The organism is Intrasporangium mesophilum (assembly GCF_054783095.1).
Genome location: NZ_BAAGRF010000005.1, coordinates 251,281 through 267,842, shown reverse-complemented (window position 1 = coordinate 267,842; position 16,562 = coordinate 251,281). Strand labels below are relative to the sequence as shown.

Below are 16,562 nucleotides of genomic sequence, written 5' to 3'. Positions count from 1 at the left end.
GCATACGGCCCCGGGCAGTGAATCGTATGGAAGTTCGAGGACGTCGCAGAGCATGAGCACCAAACTGGTCCAAAAGCTCGATCGCGTAGTCATCCGATTCGCCGGGGACTCCGGCGACGGCATGCAGCTGACCGGAGACCGCTTCACATCCCAGACAGCGCTGCTCGGCAACGACTTGTCGACGCTGCCGAACTTCCCGGCGGAGATCCGAGCGCCTCAGGGCACGCTGCCCGGTGTCTCGAGCTTCCAGCTGCACTTCGCCGACCACAACGTCCTCACGCCGGGCGACGCCCCAGACGTGCTCGTCGCGATGAACCCGGCGGCGCTCAAGGCCAACATCGGCGACCTGCCCCGCGGCGCGACGATCATCGTCAACACCGACGAGTTCACCAAGCGCAACCTCTCCAAGGTCGGGTACGCCGAGAGCCCGCTCGACGACGGCTCGCTCGAGTCGTGGCACGTCCACCCCGTCGCGCTGACCTCGATCACGGTCGAGGCACTCGCGTCGTTCGCGGTGCTGACGCGCAAGGAGAAGGAGCGCGCGAAGAACATGTTCGCGCTCGGGCTCCTGTCCTGGCTGTACACCCGCCCGATGGAGGGCACGGAGTCGTTCCTCAAGGCCAAGTTCGCCGAGAAGCCCGACATCCTCGAGGCCAACCTCGCCGCCCTGCGCGCCGGCTACCACTACGGCGAGACCACCGAGGACTTCGCGGTGTCCTACGAGGTGGCGCCGGCCGTGATGGAGCCCGGGACCTACCGCAACGTCACCGGCAACGTCGCGCTCTCGCTGGGCCTGGTCGCCGCGGCGCACCGCGCCGGTCTGCCCCTGTTCCTCGGGTCGTACCCCATCACCCCGGCGTCCGACATCCTGCACACGCTCGCCGGGCTCAAGCGCTACGGCGTCGCGACGATGCAGGCCGAGGACGAGATCGCCGGCGTCGGCGCAGCCCTCGGGGCGAGCTTCGGCGGCGCGCTCGGCGTGACCACGACGTCCGGGCCGGGTCTCGCGCTCAAGGCGGAGACGATCGGGCTGGCCGTGTCGCTCGAGCTTCCGCTCATCGTGTGCGACATCCAGCGTGGCGGTCCCTCGACCGGGCTGCCGACCAAGACCGAACAGGCCGACCTGCTCCAGGCGCTCTTCGGCCGCAACGGCGAGTCGCCGGTGGCCGTCGTGGCCCCCTCGACGCCCGCGGACTGCTTCGCCATCGCCATCGAGGCCGTGCGCATCGCGACGACCTACCGCACGCCGGTCATCGTCCTGTCCGACGGCTACCTCGCGAACGGGTCCGAGCCCTGGCGCCTGCCGCAGACCGCCGAGCTGCCCGAGCTGCGCGTCGAGTTCGCCACCGAGCCGAACGCCGTGGACGAGGCCGGTCAGCCGGTCTTCCACCCGTACCTTCGCGACCCCGAGACGCTCGCCCGCCCGTGGGCCATCCCTGGCACGCCGGGCCTCGAGCACCGCGTGGGTGGTATCGAGAAGGCTGACGTCACGGGCAACATCTCGTACGAACCCGACAACCACGACCACATGACCCGCCTGCGCCGGGCGAAGATCGACGGCATCGCCGACACGATCGCTCCGCTCGAGGTCGAGGACCCGACCGGCGACGCCGAGGTGCTCGTCCTGGGTTGGGGGTCCACCTACGGCCCCATCGCCGCCGCGGTCCGCCTCGCACGCAACACCGGCACGCGCGTGGCCCAGGCCCACCTGCGCCACCTCAACCCGTTCCCGGCCAACACCGGCGAGGTGCTGCGGCGCTACCAGCGGGTCATCGTGCCCGAGATGAACCTCGGCCAGCTCGCGCTGCTGCTGCGGGCCAAGTACCTCGTCGACGTCGAGTCGCACACAGCCGTGCGCGGGCTGCCGTTCCCCGCCACCGAGCTCGCCGACGTCATCACCGCGGCGGTCGCCGCCGTGTCGGGCGGCGCACGTGTGAAGGAGAACGCGAAGTGACCACCGACCTGGGTATGCCGCTCGGCTCGCCGGGTGCCTCGGGCACCTTCGGCGTCCCCCGCCTCGACGACGGGCGGGCGCTGACGAAGAAGGACTTCAGCTCGGACCAGGAGGTCCGCTGGTGCCCCGGCTGCGGCGACTACGCCATCCTCGCCGCGGTGCAGGGCTTCCTGCCCGAGCTGGGCCTGCGGCGCGAGAACATCGTCTTCGTCTCCGGCATCGGCTGCTCGTCCCGCTTCCCGTACTACCTCGACACATACGGCATGCACTCGATCCACGGCCGCGCGCCGGCCATCGCGACCGGCCTGGCCGCCACGCGCGCCGACCTGTCGGTGTGGGTCGTCACCGGCGACGGCGACGCGCTGTCGATCGGCGGCAACCACCTCATCCACGCGCTGCGTCGCAACGTCAACCTCAAGATCCTGCTGTTCAACAACGAGATCTACGGCCTGACCAAGGGGCAGTACTCCCCCACATCGCGCCTCGGGCAGGTGACCAAGTCCACCCCGCTCGGCTCGCTCGACACGCCGTTCAACCCCGTGTCGCTGGCGCTCGGCGCCGAGGCGAGCTTCGTCGCGCGCACGATGGACTCCGACCGGGCCCACCTCACGTCGGTCCTGCGGGCCGCGGCCGAGCACCGCGGGTCGGCGTTCGTCGAGATCTACCAGAACTGCCCGATCTTCAACGACGGCGTCTTCGACCTCCTCAAGGACCACACCGAGGCCGCCGCCCGGATCCTGCACCTGGCCGACGGCCAGGAGGTCGCGGCCGGAGACAACGTCGTGGTCCGGGACGACCAGGGCGTCATGACGGTCGTGCCACGGGCCGAGGCCGAGCCGGCGCGGATCGTCGTGCACGACTCCGGAGCCGCGAACCCCGCGGCGGCGTTCGCCCTGTCGCGGCTCGACTCTGCCGACCTGGCGCACGTGCCGATGGGCATCTTCCGCAACGTGTCCCGCCCGACCTACGACGACGCGCTGCGGGACCAGATCTCCTCGGCCCGCACGAGCGACACGATCACCGACGCCGACATCGACGCCCTGCTCGCCGGGCGCGACACGTGGACCGTCGGGGCCGCGCGCGGAGCGTGACCTCGCCACACGGCGGGGGTGCCCGCCCGGAGATCGCTGCCGCACGCCCCGGCCCTGCCCCCGCCGGAGGATCTTCGTCGAGTGAGCGCTCGGCCGGAGGAGTCACACCGGCCCCACACGGGGAGGTCGGCAAGGGCACGCTGCTCGCCTTCACGGCATACGGGCTCTGGGGCCTGTTCCCGCTCTACTTCGACGCGCTCAAGCCGGCGGGCGCCTGGGAGATCCTGGCCCACCGGATCCTGTGGACCCTGCTGCTGTGCGTGGTCGTCCTGCTCGTCATGCGCGACGGGTCCTGGGTCCGGCCGCTGCTGGGGCGGCCCCGACTGGTCGGCGGGCTGGCGATCGCCGCCGTGCTCATCGCCGGCAACTGGGTGCTCTACGTCGGCGCGGTCACCGCCGGGCACGCGAGCGAGGCCGCTCTCGGCTACTTCCTCAACCCGCTCGTCACCGTCGCACTCGGCGTCCTCGTGCTGGGCGAGCGGCTGCGCCTGCTCCAGTGGGTGGCCGTGGGCATCGGAGTGCTGGCAGCGGCATACCTCGCCGTCGCGGGTGGCTCGGTCCCCTGGGTGGCGCTGGCACTCGCCATGACCTTCGCCCTCTACAGCCTGACCAAGAAGAAGATCGGGGCGAGCCTCGCGGCGCTGCACGGACTGACCGTCGAGACCCTGCTGCTCGCGCCCATCGCCGCCCTGCTGCTCATCGTGATCGGGGCTCAAGGCGGGCTCGAGTTCGGCAAGCACGGCGCGTGGCACACCACGCTCCTGGTGATGTCCGGCGTCGTCACCGCGCTGCCGCTGCTGTGCTTCGCCGCTGCCGCCCGCCGCATCCCGCTCGTGTCGATCGGCCTGATCCAGTTCATCACGCCCGTGCTGCAGCTGCTCTGCGCCGTGCTTCTCCTCGGCGAGCACATGCCCGTCCAGCGCTGGGTCGGCTTCGGGATCGTCTGGGTGGCACTGGTCGTCCTGTCCGTCGACTCGCTGCTCAGCCTGCACGCCGCCCGCCGCCGGATCGTCCCCGCGGACGACTGCCCCCGCTGAGGCTGCCGGGGCGATCGGGCCTTCCAGTGAGGGAGGCCGAGGCCGGTCGCGTGACAGACTGCGAAGGTGACCGCGATCGCCATGCGCTCCCGCACCGGACGGTTCGTGATCGCCGCCGCGGTGCTCGGCTCCGGGATGGCGATGCTCGACGGCACCGTCGTCAACGTCGCCCTCGTGCGCCTCGGCGAGGACCTCCATGCCGGCATGTCCGACCTGCAGTGGATCACCAACGGGTACCTGCTCGCCCTCGCCTCGCTCATCCTGCTGGGCGGTTCGCTCGGCGACCGCTACGGCCGACGCCGGATCTTCGTCATCGGCGTCATCTGGTTCACGGTGGCCTCGGCGGCGTGCGGCCTCGCCCAGTCGTCAGGTCAGCTCATCGTGGCGCGCGTGCTGCAGGGGGTCGGCGGGGCGCTGCTGACGCCGGGCAGCCTCGCGATGATCCAGTCGACCTTCCGCCCAGAGGACCGCGGCAGGGCGATCGGCGCCTGGTCGGGCCTCGGCGGCGTCGCCTCTGCCATCGGCCCCTTCCTCGGCGGCTGGCTCGTGCAGTACGCCAGCTGGCGATGGGCGTTCCTGCTCAACGTCCCCGTCGGGGCCGCCGCGGTGTGGATCGCGCAGGCGACCGTGCCCGAGACGAAGGACGAGGCGGCCGCGCCGGGCTTCGACGTCATCGGTGCCGTGCTCGCCTCGCTCGCCCTGGGGGTCACGACGTTCGCCCTGATCCAGTCCGAGGCCCTCGGCGCCGCGATGACCGTCGTCGTCGCTGTCGTCGGGGTCGCGCTCGCCGTGGCCTTCGTGCTCGTCGAGCGCTCGAGCCGGCACCCCATGGTGCCGCCGTCGCTGTTCACGTCGCGTCAGTTCAGCGCGGCGAACGGCATGACCCTGCTGGTGTATGCCGCTCTCGGCGCGGTCTTCTTCTTCCTCACTCTCCAGCTGCAGATCGTCCTCGGCTACGGGCCGCTGCAGGCGGGCATCGCTTCCCTGCCGGTCACCATCCTCATGCTCTTCCTCGCCGCCAAGGGTGGCGAGCTCGGGGCTCGGATCGGGCCCCGCATCCCGATGACGGTCGGCCCCATCGTGTGCGCGGTCGGCGTCGCGCTGCTCTCGACCGTCCAGGCGGGCTCGTCCTACTGGACCGGCGTGTTCCCCGGCATCACGATCTTCGGCCTCGGGCTCTGCCTGCTCGTCGCACCGCTCACCGCTACCGTGCTCGGCGCCGCTCCCGACCGGTATGCCGGTGTGGCCAGTGGGGTGAACAACGCCGTCGCGCGCGCCGGCTCGCTGCTGGCCGTGGCCGCGCTCCCCGCCGTCGTGGGGCTGGCCGGCACGGACTACACACACCCGCCGGCGTTCTCAGCGGCATACCGGACGGCGATGATGATCTGCACGGGGATGCTCGTGATCGGCGGCGCCATCTCGTGGCTGCTCATCCGCAACCCGCGGGCCGAGCTGATCGCTCCCGACCGGCCGCGGCCGAGGGCCACCGCTCCGGCCGGCTGGTCGTGCGCGGGCTCCGAGGGCTGCCCGGGTGCCAGCCACCACCATCACGACCAGTCGGCGAGCACGAGCACCAGCGACAAGGTCTGACGCGAGGCCGCACCGGGAGAGGACCGACCACTCGACCGGGAGGCTCCCGGTCGAGTGGTCGGCTCGATGTTCCTGACCTATCTCGTTGTCACGTTCAACGGTCCTGTCTGAGCGTGCCCACACGACCTGGCGTCACGGCGTCGGATCGGCCACCTTCGCGCCACGGATGTCGCTGTTGCCGAAGGTGGGATGCGGCTGAGGCAGGCACGATCCGAGCACGTTCGGCGCTCCGGTCGGGCTCGACGTGTACAGCGACGCGCGGTAGGCGTCGATCGCCGGGCAGTCGGCCGCATTCGACGCGTCGTTCCAGACACCCACGGCACCCGCGTTCGTTGCCGCGACATATACGTAGTCGCCGAGGAACTCAGCCGTCAACCCGTTCTGCGAGGTCCCTCGCGGGTCGCCTCCGTTGCTACGGACCAGGGTTGACCAGCCGCCGGGTACGCCGGCCGTGACATCCGCGTGCAGCACCTCACCGACGAGCCCGCGTGGTGACGATGTGTTGTCCCGGTAGGGGGTCGTGAAGGCGTTGGCGACGATGTAGAGATCGGAGCCGTTCGGCGACACGGCCGGTGCGACGTAGAACGGGCGGTCGCCCTCGCGGAGCGGGACCGCCGTCGGCGTGGCCCAGGTGGCACCGCCGTTGCTCGACCTCGTGAGCAGGAGCTGCTCGTTGTTGAGCCCCGCACCACCGTCTGACCAGGTCATGAAGATCTCGTTCGTGGCGCCAGCGCCCGTGGGAGCGCCGTTGGCGATGTCGACGCTCGGCGCGAACGCGAGGTCGGTGCGAGCGCCGGCGATGCCGTCCATGTTCGGCCGGCCGAGCACCGGGTCGAACTTGCCCGGCGAGGTCACGGGGGTGATGAGCGACGGGCCGGTGAAGTGTGCGCCGCCGTCGGTCGACTTGTACATCATCTGGAAGCTCTGGCCGCCACGCGTACCGATGCCGAAGACATAGGTGTTCCCGTGGCTGTCGGTGCGGATCGTGCACCCGTCGGGCTGGGTGTTGATGCCGTTGTCACTCGCCGGGCCGACCTGGTTCGTCGTCCAGGTGCGGCCTCCGTCACTCGAGCGCGACACGTTGAGCGGCGTGGGGAACGCGTGGCCCTTGCTGTTGCTGCGGAACGAAGCCCAGCAGACGTAGACCTGTCCGAAGAACGGGCTGCTCGAGGCGTTGTCCGCCCAGATCTGCTCCTTGTCCGAGAATGTCGTCGACGACTGCTTGGAGATGAGGACCGGGTTGGTCCAGGCACCGGCGTTGTTGGCGGCTGCTGCCGTCAGGTTGTCCGCCGTGGAGACGGCGATGGCCTCGAAGCCCTTGAACGGCGCCGCTCCGGGGAAGGCCGACGTGAGGTTCGCGTAGTAGAGGCGCGAGCCGTTGTTCCACGAGAAACGGCCGTCCGAGCCTTGCCGCGGGCCGAAGGCCACGGCCGGGTCGCCGTCAGAGGTGAGGCCGTTCTCGAAGTAGTGCGGCAGTGTCCCGATCGGTCCGACGTGGGGCTGGCACGCTGCCGGCCCGTTGCAGTCACGTGCCGACCAGCCCTGGTAGGTCGGCTGGGTCCAGGTGCCACCACCGTCGAACGAGAAGTACACGCCGGACACGCCGATGCCGTCGGTGAATGGACAGGTCGTGGGATCGCCTGCGGCACAGGACTCCTCGTCGATCTCGTCGTTGGAGCCGGCGACCACCACATTCGGGTTGTGCGCGTCGATCGCCACTGTGGGCTCGTTCTGCTTGTTCTGCGAGAACGGGCTGGGCGGACTGCCGTTCGAGACGAGCGTGTCACCTGCCGGGGCAGCTACAGCGACGGCGGCTCCGAGCAGAGCTGTGGCAGCGGACACGATGCTCGCTACGAGAAATCGGCGATGTTGCATGACCTCTCCTGACGTTGTCCGATAGAAGATCTGCGTCGGCGCCCGCACCCACCAGCGTGCGCCTGCCGGGGACGGTCGGCAAGAGATGATGTGCCCATGAGCGAGCAACCCCGGACCAGAACAGAGCACGACTCGATGGGTGAGGTGCAGGTGCCGGCCGATGCGCTGTGGGGTGCGCAGACGGCGCGCGCCGTGGACAACTTCCCGATCAGCGGGCAGCCGGTGCCGCCGGGGGTGGTCCATGCGCTGGCCCTGCTCAAGGCGGCTGCGGCCGACGTCAACGCCGAGCTCGGCGTGCTCGACACCGAGCGAGCCAAGGCGATCGCCCGGGCTGCCGGCGAGGTCGCCGACGGTGACTACGACGACCACTTCCCGATCGACGTCTTCCAGACCGGCTCGGGCACGTCGACGAACATGAACGTCAACGAGGTCGTGGCGCGGCTCGCGCACCTGTCGAGCGACCTTGACATCCACCCCAACGACCACGTCAATGCCGGCCAGTCGAGCAACGACACCTTCCCGAGCGCGCTGCGGATCGCGGCCACCGTCGCTGCTGTGACCGAGCTGGTGCCGGCACTCGAACATCTCGCAACGGCCTTGGGCCACAAGGAGATCGAGTTCGCCGACGTGGTGAAGTCCGGCCGCACCCACCTCATGGACGCGGTGCCGGTCACCCTGGGTCAGGAGTTCGGCGGCTACCGGCGTCAGGTCGAGCTCGGCGCGAGCCGGGTCCGGTCAGCGGCGGAGGCCACCTCTGAGCTGCCGCTCGGCGGCACGGCCGCCGGGACCGGCCTCAACGCCGAGCCCGGCTTCGCCGGGAAGGTCATCGCGCGAGTGTCGGCCGTCACCGGCATACCGTTCCGTGAAGCCGCCGACCACTTCGAGGCGCAGTCGTCGCAGGACGCCGTGGTCGAGCTGTCGGGGGCGCTCAAGACGGTCGCGGCCAGCCTCACGAAGATCTGCAACGACCTGCGCTGGATGTCGTCGGGGCCGCGCACGGGCCTCGGCGAGATCCACCTGCCCGACCTGCAACCGGGGTCGAGCATCATGCCGGGCAAGGTGAACCCAGTCATCCCCGAGGCGACGCTCATGGCGTGCGCTCAGGTCATCGGCAACGACGTCACGATCACCACGGCGGGCGCCTCCGGCAACTTCGAGCTGAACGTCATGCTTCCCGTCATCGCCAAGAACGTGCTCGAGTCGGTCGGCCTGCTTGCTTCGACGTCACGGCTGCTCGCCGACCGCTGCGTCAACGGCATCACGGCCGAGGTGGACCACGCCCGCGCCCTCGCCGAGGGCTCGCCGTCGATCGTGACCCCGCTCAACCGTTACATCGGCTACGAGGCGGCCGCCGCGGTGGTGAAGCAGGCTGTCAAGGAGCGCAAGACGATTCGCGAGGTGGTCATCGAGCAGGGCCACGTGGCGGCGGGCCGTCTCACCGAGCAGCAGCTCGACGAGGCCCTCGACGTCCTGTCTATGGCGCGCCCCAACGGCTGAGCGGCATACCTGGAGCGCGGGGCTCAGCCGCGCATGAACTGGCTGGCCGTGAAGACCGCGCCCTGGGGGTCGCGGACCATCGCCGTGCGGGTCCACTCGTTCTCGTCCGTGGCCAGCACCGTGCCGCCCTGCTCGGCGACACGGGCCGCCGCAGCGTCACGGTCGGCGACCGAGAACGTCACGTGCCAGCCCGGCTCCTCGACATCGGTCGGGGGCGCCACCCAGCCGATCGCGTCGGCGAAGCCGGGCGGCGCGTCGACACCGGACTGCCGCTCGTGGATGCCGGGATCCACGGTCGCGGCGAGGTGGTCGCCGTACCCTGGCCGGCGGATCATCGTGGCGAACCCGATGTCGGCGAACTCCCAACCGAACAGCGTGGTGTAGAACGCCCGCACGGCGTCGAGGTCGGCGACGTGCAGGTCGCTGAAGTTCCAGGCTCCCGGCGCGTTGACGACCTGCGCGCCGAGCCGCCGCTTGGCCTGCCACAACCGGATCTCATGTCCCCCGGGGTCGCGACCCACGACCGCCACCCCACCTTCGCCACCGGCAGTCGGAGGCGAGGTGATCGTGCCACCGGCCGCCTCGAACGCGCTGGCTGCGGCCTCGGCGTCGTCGACCGCGACGTAGGTGTTCCACCCGGTGACCGTCGGCGAGGGGGTCTCGGGGTCCCGTGGACCGCCCAGCCCGCCGACGTCCTGCCCGTCGAGGCGGGCGATGAGATAGCGGAGGGGGGCCTCGGGCGGGCTGGCCTCGGTGAACGTCCAGCCGAAGACGGCCTCGTAGAACTGCCGTGCGGCTTCGACGTCGGGCTGCTCGGTGTCCACCCAGGACGTCACGCCGTGCGGGTAGGTGCGTGGCTCAGTCATCGTGCCTCTCCTCGAAGTCGGTCACTCCAACCTACGTACCCCCACCGACAACCCGCCCCGTCAGGTAATCCTCGTCATGCTCCCGTCCGGGTGAAGGCGGAACTCATCCTCGCCGTCGGTCAGGTAACGTTCCGCAGCGGGCCTGGCCAGCGCCCACTCCGTGACCTCGTCGAGCGTGCCCTTGACACTGAGGTAGAAACCGGCCTCGTCGATCCATGTGGCATCCCAACAGTCATCGACCTGGAAGGGGATGATGAACACCTTGCCCGTCTCCGGATCAGGCTCGCCGGGGTTGGCTGGACCGGCGTCTCGATCAAAGGGCTCATGGTGGCCTCCGAGGTCCAGCTCGCCTTGGATGGGATAGAGCAGTCCAATAGTGACGGCCAGCTGATGTGGTCGAGTGGTCACTTTGATACGCCTGCTTCACGGTGGCATCACGTCGCGATCGGGTGCTCGCGCCGGCCCGTGGCGTCGCCGAGCTTCGCATAGCTGAGTGCGGCCGCCAGCGCGGCGGCGACGGTCACAGCCCGGAGAATCCCTTCGGCCTCGGGGTTGTAGACCACGTTGTAGGTAAAGGGGATGACTCCAGGCAGTGTTGCGAGGACGACAACGGCCATCGCAACAAGCCCGCACACGCTCTCGTCGAACATCACGACGCTCAGGGCCCCTACTGAATGCAGCAGGAGCCAGAGCCACCACACGTGCGCGGCCGGCACCCCTGACGGAAGAAGCAACACAGGCAAGACTCCGAACATGGCGCTGCTGGCGGTAACAAACAGCAGCCACGACGAACGCAGCCACGGCGGCCGACGACGACTTGCGTGCAGGGCCCAGGCGCTGGCGTCCGACAGCACGATGCTGCAGACGGCGACGGGAAGGCACAGCGCCAACGCACCCAGCTGCTCAAGTGGCCGGATGTAGTCCGAGGAGCTCGGGTCGATCTCGAACAGGGACACCCTCGACAGCACGGGAACGGCGGCCCATGCCACGGCGAGGTAGGCGAATCGGGCCATCGTCAGCTGGTGCGGTACGGCCAGGAGGCCAACTGGCCCTCTCAGCATTGCCATCACGGCAGGTCGACACCCTTCAGGTTGCAGGCGCGAATGTCGGACGCATTCTTCGCCAGCCAGGTTTCCTGGGCACTCGGCGTGAGCCTCGCGAATGACTCGGCCTTGCCTCGCATGGAATCGGGCACGCCGCCCGGTCCGTAGCTGGGAGCACCGGGATATGCCGGGACGCCTGGGTCCGCGCCGGCGCGCAGACGCCACCAGATCAGCAGAAAGGACGTCACGTCCTGCGCCCGGCTTGAGGTGTCTGCGCCGTGGTACAGGCACCGTCCAAGGACCTCGTCCCCGAAGCTGACTCGGAATGTGTCTTGGTCGATCACCAGGGCTGGGGTGATGTCACCCCGGATTGGTGGAGCAACGAGGTCCGATCCGCTGACCCGAAGACTGTCGTCCGAGACGACACGCCGAGGCCGCAAGGTCACCGGAAGGGCTGACGCCGCGCCCCTGACCTGCTCCACATATGACGGAAGGACTGACTTGTGGGCCTGGTCCGTGCAGACCGTGATCTCTCCCGACCGGCAGACCGGGCTGCCCGCTTCGGGCACGTCGACGTAGGTCTCACCAGCGAGGATGCCGATGGCGAGGATCGCGCTGACGACTAGGCCACAACGCTTGCTCCAGGTCCAACGACCCACGCACGCCAACACGACCATCAACGCGACGCCCGCCCAGAACGCCGCCTCGATGACAACTGTCGCAACGTTCGGCATCACGTAGGTCCATGTTCGTGTCTCGCCAGCGGTAAGGAGGTGCAGCCCAGGAGTGCCTTCGTAGTAGGCCGCTACGAAGTAAGCGGCATACGGTGTTGCTGCGGCCACTGGCAAGGCCACGTACCTGGGCAACATTCGACCCAGCAGTACGCCCATTGCGGCGTGTGCGATGCCGCTTGCCAGGATCGTAACGGGCACCAGGAGCAAGTGCCGGTCCTCCGGACCCGGAGCCCCGCCGCGCCACAGGGTCACTGCGGTCATCGACGAAAGGACAAGGAGGTAGCACCCGATCGAGCTGAGGAGGGTGGCCCGCAACGAGCTGGCATGAAGCTGGGCTGCCGATCGGCCCGAAACGTGGGCCCACTCGTCGACTCCCCACCGGCGCTGCTGCCCGCCGAGCCAGGCTCCGACCGACGCGATGGCGACGGTCGCCAGCACCGAGCTGAGCGCGAAGGCAGACATGGTGTCGTTGAAGGAGCCAAGCCAGCGCTCAGGGCGGCTCGCGACTGGGGCCGTCATCATGACCAGCGTGGCGACCGCACAGGCGGCCATGGTGGCCTTCGGCGCGGCAAGGTATAGGGGACCACGGCCAGCTTCGTCGCGCGTCACTGGCGCACACCCGTGGCCACGACGAGGCGCTTCAGCTCATCGCCCAGATCGTCGCCCAGCGAGGCGATGTCTGTCGCATGCATGACGTGGGAGAGCTCACCACGATCCAGGACCAGCACCTGGTCTGCGACCGAGACGGCCTCGTCGATGATGTGCGTGGCGAGCAGGATCGCCTGGTCACGCAACGAGTCGACGACGGAAAGGAAGTCCTCACGCTGGGCTGGGTCAAGCCCGGCGGTCGGCTCGTCGAGCACGATCAACGATGGCTCCCCCACCAGCGCACCCGCCAACATCACGCGTTGTCGCTCGCCTCCCGACAGGCGCCCAATCCGTCTGCCAAGCAGACCGGCACAGTTCGCAGTCGCGGCAACCCGCTGGACTTCGGCATCCCGGCCCGCTCGTGGGATCCGTTGCAGCCACGCCGCGTACTCGAGGAACGCCCGCACGACCATTCCAGGATGGGCTCCAGGATGCTGGGGCAACCACCCTAGAGCGCCCAGGTGGCCGCGCAAGGATGCCCGATCCACCCAGATATCTCGGCCGAGACGATCTATCCGCCCGACGGCCGGCCGGTCGACGGCGCAGACCAAACGAATCAGTGAGGTCTTGCCGGCACCGTTCCGACCGAGGAGCACCGTCACTCCGCGGTCGAGCGAGAAACTGATGTCCGAGATCACGAGGGTGCCGTCACGCCGCCCCGACAGGCCAACTACGTCCAGCTCACCACGGTTGTCCAACACCCTCTCAGTACTCCGGCGACCACGCGCCACAGGCGTCCGGCAACAGTTGGACGTCACGGCAAACGCGGGACTGGACCTTGATCGACGAGCAGCCAGGGCTCGGAGTCGCGGTGATGTACCCGGCCTTCACCACCGAGGTCGTGCTCGTCGTGTTTGACGTGTAGCGGCCCACCGTCGTGTTGGAGCAGAACCAGTTGTACCAAACCACCTTCCCGGAGTAATAGACAGCGCGGCCGCTCGCCGCCGATTTCAGGAAACCGCTCACATACGCGCCATTGTTGTAGGAGATCTGTCGGTACTGCGTGCCCGAGCCGTCACCTGAGCTGACGCTGACCGCGAATGCGGCCGCAGGCGCCGAAACCATGAGCGTCGCAGTCGCAAGGGTCCGGACGAGTCGTCGGCGAACAGAATCCATGAGCATCCTCCTAGGTTTCGCTGAGCTGATGCGAGGATGCTAGCCAGAAGCGTCCAACTCGGCGAGCGACTCAGACGTGTTTGCGTCGAGATTGCCTTCTTTGCTCAAAATGACGCACACCGGAATGTGATGGCCGCAAGTAGGCCGGTCCACTCGCAATATCTGAGTGCCCACTCGACTCGCGGGTGGTGCGGTCGAGTGGGCATTGGATCAGGGGTGAACCCACGCGCGGGTCTACGCTCGGGCGATGACGCTCGAGGAGGTGGACGCATTGCTCGGGGCGCTCGAGGGCTGCCGCCGACGGAACGTCGACGGGCGCACTGCGTGGTACGTCGGCGGCCTTCTCGTCGCCCGCGAGGACTCGCCCGGCACCCTGCTGGTCCGCGTCGGCGGCGAGGACCGTGAGCGCCTGGTGGAGGCCCACCCGGGGACGTTCGGCGTCCCGCCTCGCTGGGAGGCGCACCTCAAGGTCCAGGCGGACCTGGCCGGCGACGCCGACGCGATCCGCGCAGCCCTGCGCCTCGCGTGGGAGCGCCAGCGCGCCGCCCGCTGACGCTGCCCGGCCTACCGGCTCCGGTCAGCTGCCGAGCACTCGCTCGAGGTACGGGTTACCGAAACGCCGCTCGGGGTCGACCCGATCGCGCACCGCGACGAAGTCGGCGAACCGCGGGTACGCCGCACGGAAGTAGTCGGCGCCCAGCGTGTGCATCTTGCCCCAGTGCGGTCGGCCCTCGTGCGCGGTGGCGATGGCCTGGAACGCGTCGAAGTACCCGCCCTTGGCCTGCCGGTGGTAGCGGTGGATCGCGATGTAGGCACTCTCACGGTCGTATGCCGTGGACAGCCAGACGTCGTCGGGCGCGGCGACGCGGCACTCCACCGGGAACGAGATGCGCTCGTCGTGGGTGTCGACCCACCTCTTCAGCTCGAGGAGCACGTCGGCGAGCGCGTGGCGCGGCACCGCCCATTCGGACTCCATGAAGCGGACGTCGCGGTTCGTGATGAACACCTTGTGCGAGGCGTCGGTGTACTCGCGCGCCGTGAGCGCTCGAGCAGCGACGGCAGCGATCGGCCTGGTCGTCCTCGGCACCCGCGTCGACACGCGGTTGAGCACCTCGTACGCCTTGTTGCTCAGGAGCTCGTCGTCGACGTAGGAGCGCCACGACGCGAGCGGGTTCTTCGGAGTGCCCACGGGGACGCGGTTGTTGCGCTTGGTCAGCGCCCGCTCGGTGTGGGGGTACCAGTAGAACTCGAAGTGGTCGTTGTGCTCGACCTCGTCGTCGAGGTTCGCGAGCACGTCCGCCAGCGCCTCGGGCTTCTCGGCAGCGTGGAGCAGGAAGGCCGGGACGACGCCGAGGGTGATCTCGGTGACGATCCCGAGCGCGCCGAGCCCGAGGCGGGCGGCCTGGAAGAGCTGCGGGTCCTGGGTCGGCGAGCACTCGACCACCGATCCGTCAGCGAGGACGAGACGCACGGCGCGAATGCCCGCGGAGAGCCCGGTGAGGCGCAGGCCGGTGCCGTGGGTGCCGGTGCCGGTCGCTCCCGCAATGCTCTGCCGGTCGATGTCGCCGAGGTTGGGCAGGGCGAACCCGAAGCTCGCGAGCTCCTCGTTGAGGACGTGCAGTGGTGTGCCCGCACGAACGGTGGCCTCACCGCGGGTCGAGTCGATCGACGTCACGCCCGAGAGGGCACCGAGACGCAGCTGCACGCCGTCCGTGACGGCCACGCCGGTGAACGAGTGACCGGCGCCGATCGCCTTGACCCGCAAGCCTCGCGCAGCAGCCTTGCGGAGCTCCTCGCCGACCTCCGACTCGTCGCGCGGCGTGGCTACGCGGGCCAGCTTCGATGTCTCCGTGCCGGCCCAGTTGGACCAGTCGACGCTGCGCACGACCGCGCCCGCGCTGGTGTTCGCGATGTCAGCCAAAGCACTGCCCTTCCCCACGGTAGGTCGCGGCCTTCCCGACGACCTTGTCGCCCCCTTCGCCGCCGACCAGGACGAACTCCATGAAGCGCTCTGCCAGCTCCCCCGCCTTGGCGTGCCGGAACCAGATCCGGTCGCCCAGCCCGAGGTGGTCCGCTGCCGAGCCCTTGAGCGGCGTCTGCACCTCGCCCGTGCCTTCGGTACGGACCAGCTCGAGCCCCTGCTCGGCGACCGGGCTCGGCACTCGAGACCAGCCCGGCGGTCCCGACGCGATGTACCCACCGCCGTATGCCGTGACGTAACCGTCCGCCGGCCGCCGCACCACCGGGGATGCGAAGAACGCCGCAGGCTGGACGTCGAGCCGGTCGTACCCGTCGAAGAGCGTCGGGGCGTAGAGGCCCGACCCGGCCGCGAGCTCCGTCAGCGACGGGTCGAGGCCGGTGACGTGCAGGCTGCCGGTCCCGCCTCCGTTGACGAAGTCGAGGTCTGTGAGCGCCTTTGCGGCAGAGACGATCTCGGCGCGTCGGCGACGAAGCTCCTTGTCGGAGAAGCTCTTCATGCGACGCACCGCGATGGACGAGTCGGGCAGTCCCGCGATCTGCGCGTCGTAGAACATCAGCCCGGCGACGACAAGGCCGCGCTCGTGGGCGCGCCGGATGACCGTCTCGACGTCGGCCGGCGTGCGCAGCGGCGAGCGGCGCACGCCGACGTGCGCCGGGCCGACACGCAGGGACGCATCGATGTCGACGGCGACCCGAAGTCCCTCGTGCCCGGCCACCTCGCGTGCGATGAAGTCGACGTGCTCGACGCTGTCGATCATGACCGCGACCGCGGCGGTGAGTGCGGGATCGGACGCGAGCTGGGTGAGGGCGGGCACGTCCACCGACGGGTAGGCAACGAAGATGTCGCGCGTCCCGGACTCGGCCCACCACACCGCCTCGCGGACGTTGTAGCACATCAGGCCCTGGAACCCGTCGACCGCGAGGGCGCGCTGGATGAGCGGGCGGCTGCGCAGTGACTTGGTGGCGATCCGGATCGGCATCCCGTGAGCGCGGGACACGAGCCGGGCGGCGTTGCGGTCGAAGGCGTCGAGATCGACGACGGCCAGTGGGGCCGGCATACCGGCGGTTGCCGCGGACAGGCGCGCCGCGACGGGTGCGGAGGGGCTGGCACTCATCCCCGCACCTTACCGA

The 16,562-nt window shown here is 69.5% G+C and carries 15 protein-coding genes; 6 read left to right on the top strand and 9 right to left on the bottom strand.

The window, feature by feature from the left end; all coding sequences use genetic code 11:
- Positions 1-52: 52 nt before the first annotated feature.
- From ACYVLP_RS07060 to ACYVLP_RS07045, 4 genes are all read left to right on the top strand, one after another.
- Complete coding sequence (locus tag ACYVLP_RS07060) at positions 53-1,954, top strand: 2-oxoacid:acceptor oxidoreductase subunit alpha (protein ID WP_460626624.1); 1,902 nt, start codon at positions 53-55, stop codon at positions 1,952-1,954.
- Positions 1,951-3,045, top strand: a complete 1,095-nt coding sequence (locus tag ACYVLP_RS07055) for a 2-oxoacid:ferredoxin oxidoreductase subunit beta (RefSeq protein ID WP_460626623.1) — start codon at positions 1,951-1,953, stop codon at positions 3,043-3,045. Before ACYVLP_RS07060 ends, ACYVLP_RS07055 begins: the two co-directional genes overlap by 4 nt.
- 140 nt (positions 3,046-3,185) lie before the next feature.
- On the top strand, positions 3,186-4,082 hold the full coding sequence (gene rarD, locus ACYVLP_RS07050; protein WP_460626680.1) for an EamA family transporter RarD: 897 nt from the start codon (positions 3,186-3,188) through the stop codon (positions 4,080-4,082).
- A 66-nt stretch (positions 4,083-4,148) separates the two neighbouring features.
- Complete coding sequence (locus ACYVLP_RS07045; RefSeq protein ID WP_460626622.1) at positions 4,149-5,672, top strand: MFS transporter; 1,524 nt, start codon at positions 4,149-4,151, stop codon at positions 5,670-5,672.
- A 132-nt stretch (positions 5,673-5,804) separates the two neighbouring features.
- On the opposite strand, the gene ACYVLP_RS07040 is transcribed toward ACYVLP_RS07045, so the two are convergent.
- Entirely contained in the window at positions 5,805-7,547 is a 1,743-nt protein-coding gene (locus tag ACYVLP_RS07040) for a hypothetical protein (protein WP_460626621.1), read from the bottom strand.
- A 96-nt stretch (positions 7,548-7,643) separates the two neighbouring features.
- Here ACYVLP_RS07040 and ACYVLP_RS07035 point away from each other — a divergent pair, with 96 nt between their 5' ends.
- Positions 7,644-9,044 carry a class II fumarate hydratase gene (locus ACYVLP_RS07035; RefSeq protein WP_460626620.1) on the top strand — a complete coding sequence of 467 codons (1,401 nt, stop codon included), beginning with the start codon at positions 7,644-7,646 and terminating at the stop codon, positions 9,042-9,044.
- Positions 9,045-9,067: 23 nt separating this feature from the next.
- Here ACYVLP_RS07035 and ACYVLP_RS07030 read toward each other — a convergent pair whose 3' ends face one another.
- The 6 genes from ACYVLP_RS07030 to ACYVLP_RS07005 all read right to left on the bottom strand — a co-directional run bounded on the left by ACYVLP_RS07030 (position 9,068) and on the right by ACYVLP_RS07005 (position 13,400).
- Positions 9,068-9,910 carry a VOC family protein gene (locus tag ACYVLP_RS07030; RefSeq protein ID WP_460626619.1) on the bottom strand — a complete coding sequence of 281 codons (843 nt, stop codon included), beginning with the start codon at positions 9,908-9,910 and terminating at the stop codon, positions 9,068-9,070.
- Positions 9,911-9,970: 60 nt separating this feature from the next.
- Positions 9,971-10,318, bottom strand: a complete 348-nt coding sequence (locus ACYVLP_RS07025) for a hypothetical protein (RefSeq protein ID WP_460626618.1) — start codon at positions 10,316-10,318, stop codon at positions 9,971-9,973.
- Between the two features lie 26 nt (positions 10,319-10,344).
- Positions 10,345-10,866, bottom strand: a complete 522-nt coding sequence (locus ACYVLP_RS07020) for a hypothetical protein (protein WP_460626617.1) — start codon at positions 10,864-10,866, stop codon at positions 10,345-10,347.
- Positions 10,867-10,976: 110 nt separating this feature from the next.
- A complete protein-coding gene (locus ACYVLP_RS07015) occupies positions 10,977-12,206 on the bottom strand; it encodes a hypothetical protein (protein ID WP_460626616.1) in 1,230 nt (409 codons plus the stop codon).
- Positions 12,207-12,292: 86 nt separating this feature from the next.
- Positions 12,293-12,973, bottom strand: a complete 681-nt coding sequence (locus tag ACYVLP_RS07010) for an ABC transporter ATP-binding protein (RefSeq protein ID WP_460626615.1) — start codon at positions 12,971-12,973, stop codon at positions 12,293-12,295.
- A gap of 67 nt (positions 12,974-13,040) precedes the next feature.
- Positions 13,041-13,400: a hypothetical protein gene (locus ACYVLP_RS07005; protein WP_460626614.1), complete on the bottom strand. Its 360-nt coding sequence runs from the start codon at positions 13,398-13,400 to the stop codon at positions 13,041-13,043.
- Between the two features lie 298 nt (positions 13,401-13,698).
- On the opposite strand from ACYVLP_RS07005, the gene ACYVLP_RS07000 reads away from it, so the two are divergent.
- On the top strand, positions 13,699-14,004 hold the full coding sequence (locus ACYVLP_RS07000) for a hypothetical protein (protein WP_460626613.1): 306 nt from the start codon (positions 13,699-13,701) through the stop codon (positions 14,002-14,004).
- A gap of 24 nt (positions 14,005-14,028) precedes the next feature.
- Here the strand turns inward: ACYVLP_RS07000 and ACYVLP_RS06995 are convergent, their stop codons facing one another.
- Together ACYVLP_RS06995 and ACYVLP_RS06990 are read right to left on the bottom strand one after the other, a co-directional pair.
- Complete coding sequence (locus tag ACYVLP_RS06995) at positions 14,029-15,372, bottom strand: D-arabinono-1,4-lactone oxidase (RefSeq protein ID WP_460626612.1); 1,344 nt, start codon at positions 15,370-15,372, stop codon at positions 14,029-14,031.
- Complete coding sequence (locus ACYVLP_RS06990) at positions 15,365-16,546, bottom strand: alanine racemase (protein WP_460626611.1); 1,182 nt, start codon at positions 16,544-16,546, stop codon at positions 15,365-15,367. The genes ACYVLP_RS06995 and ACYVLP_RS06990 overlap by 8 nt, the downstream gene beginning before the upstream one ends.
- Between the last annotated feature and the right edge of the window lie 16 nt (positions 16,547-16,562).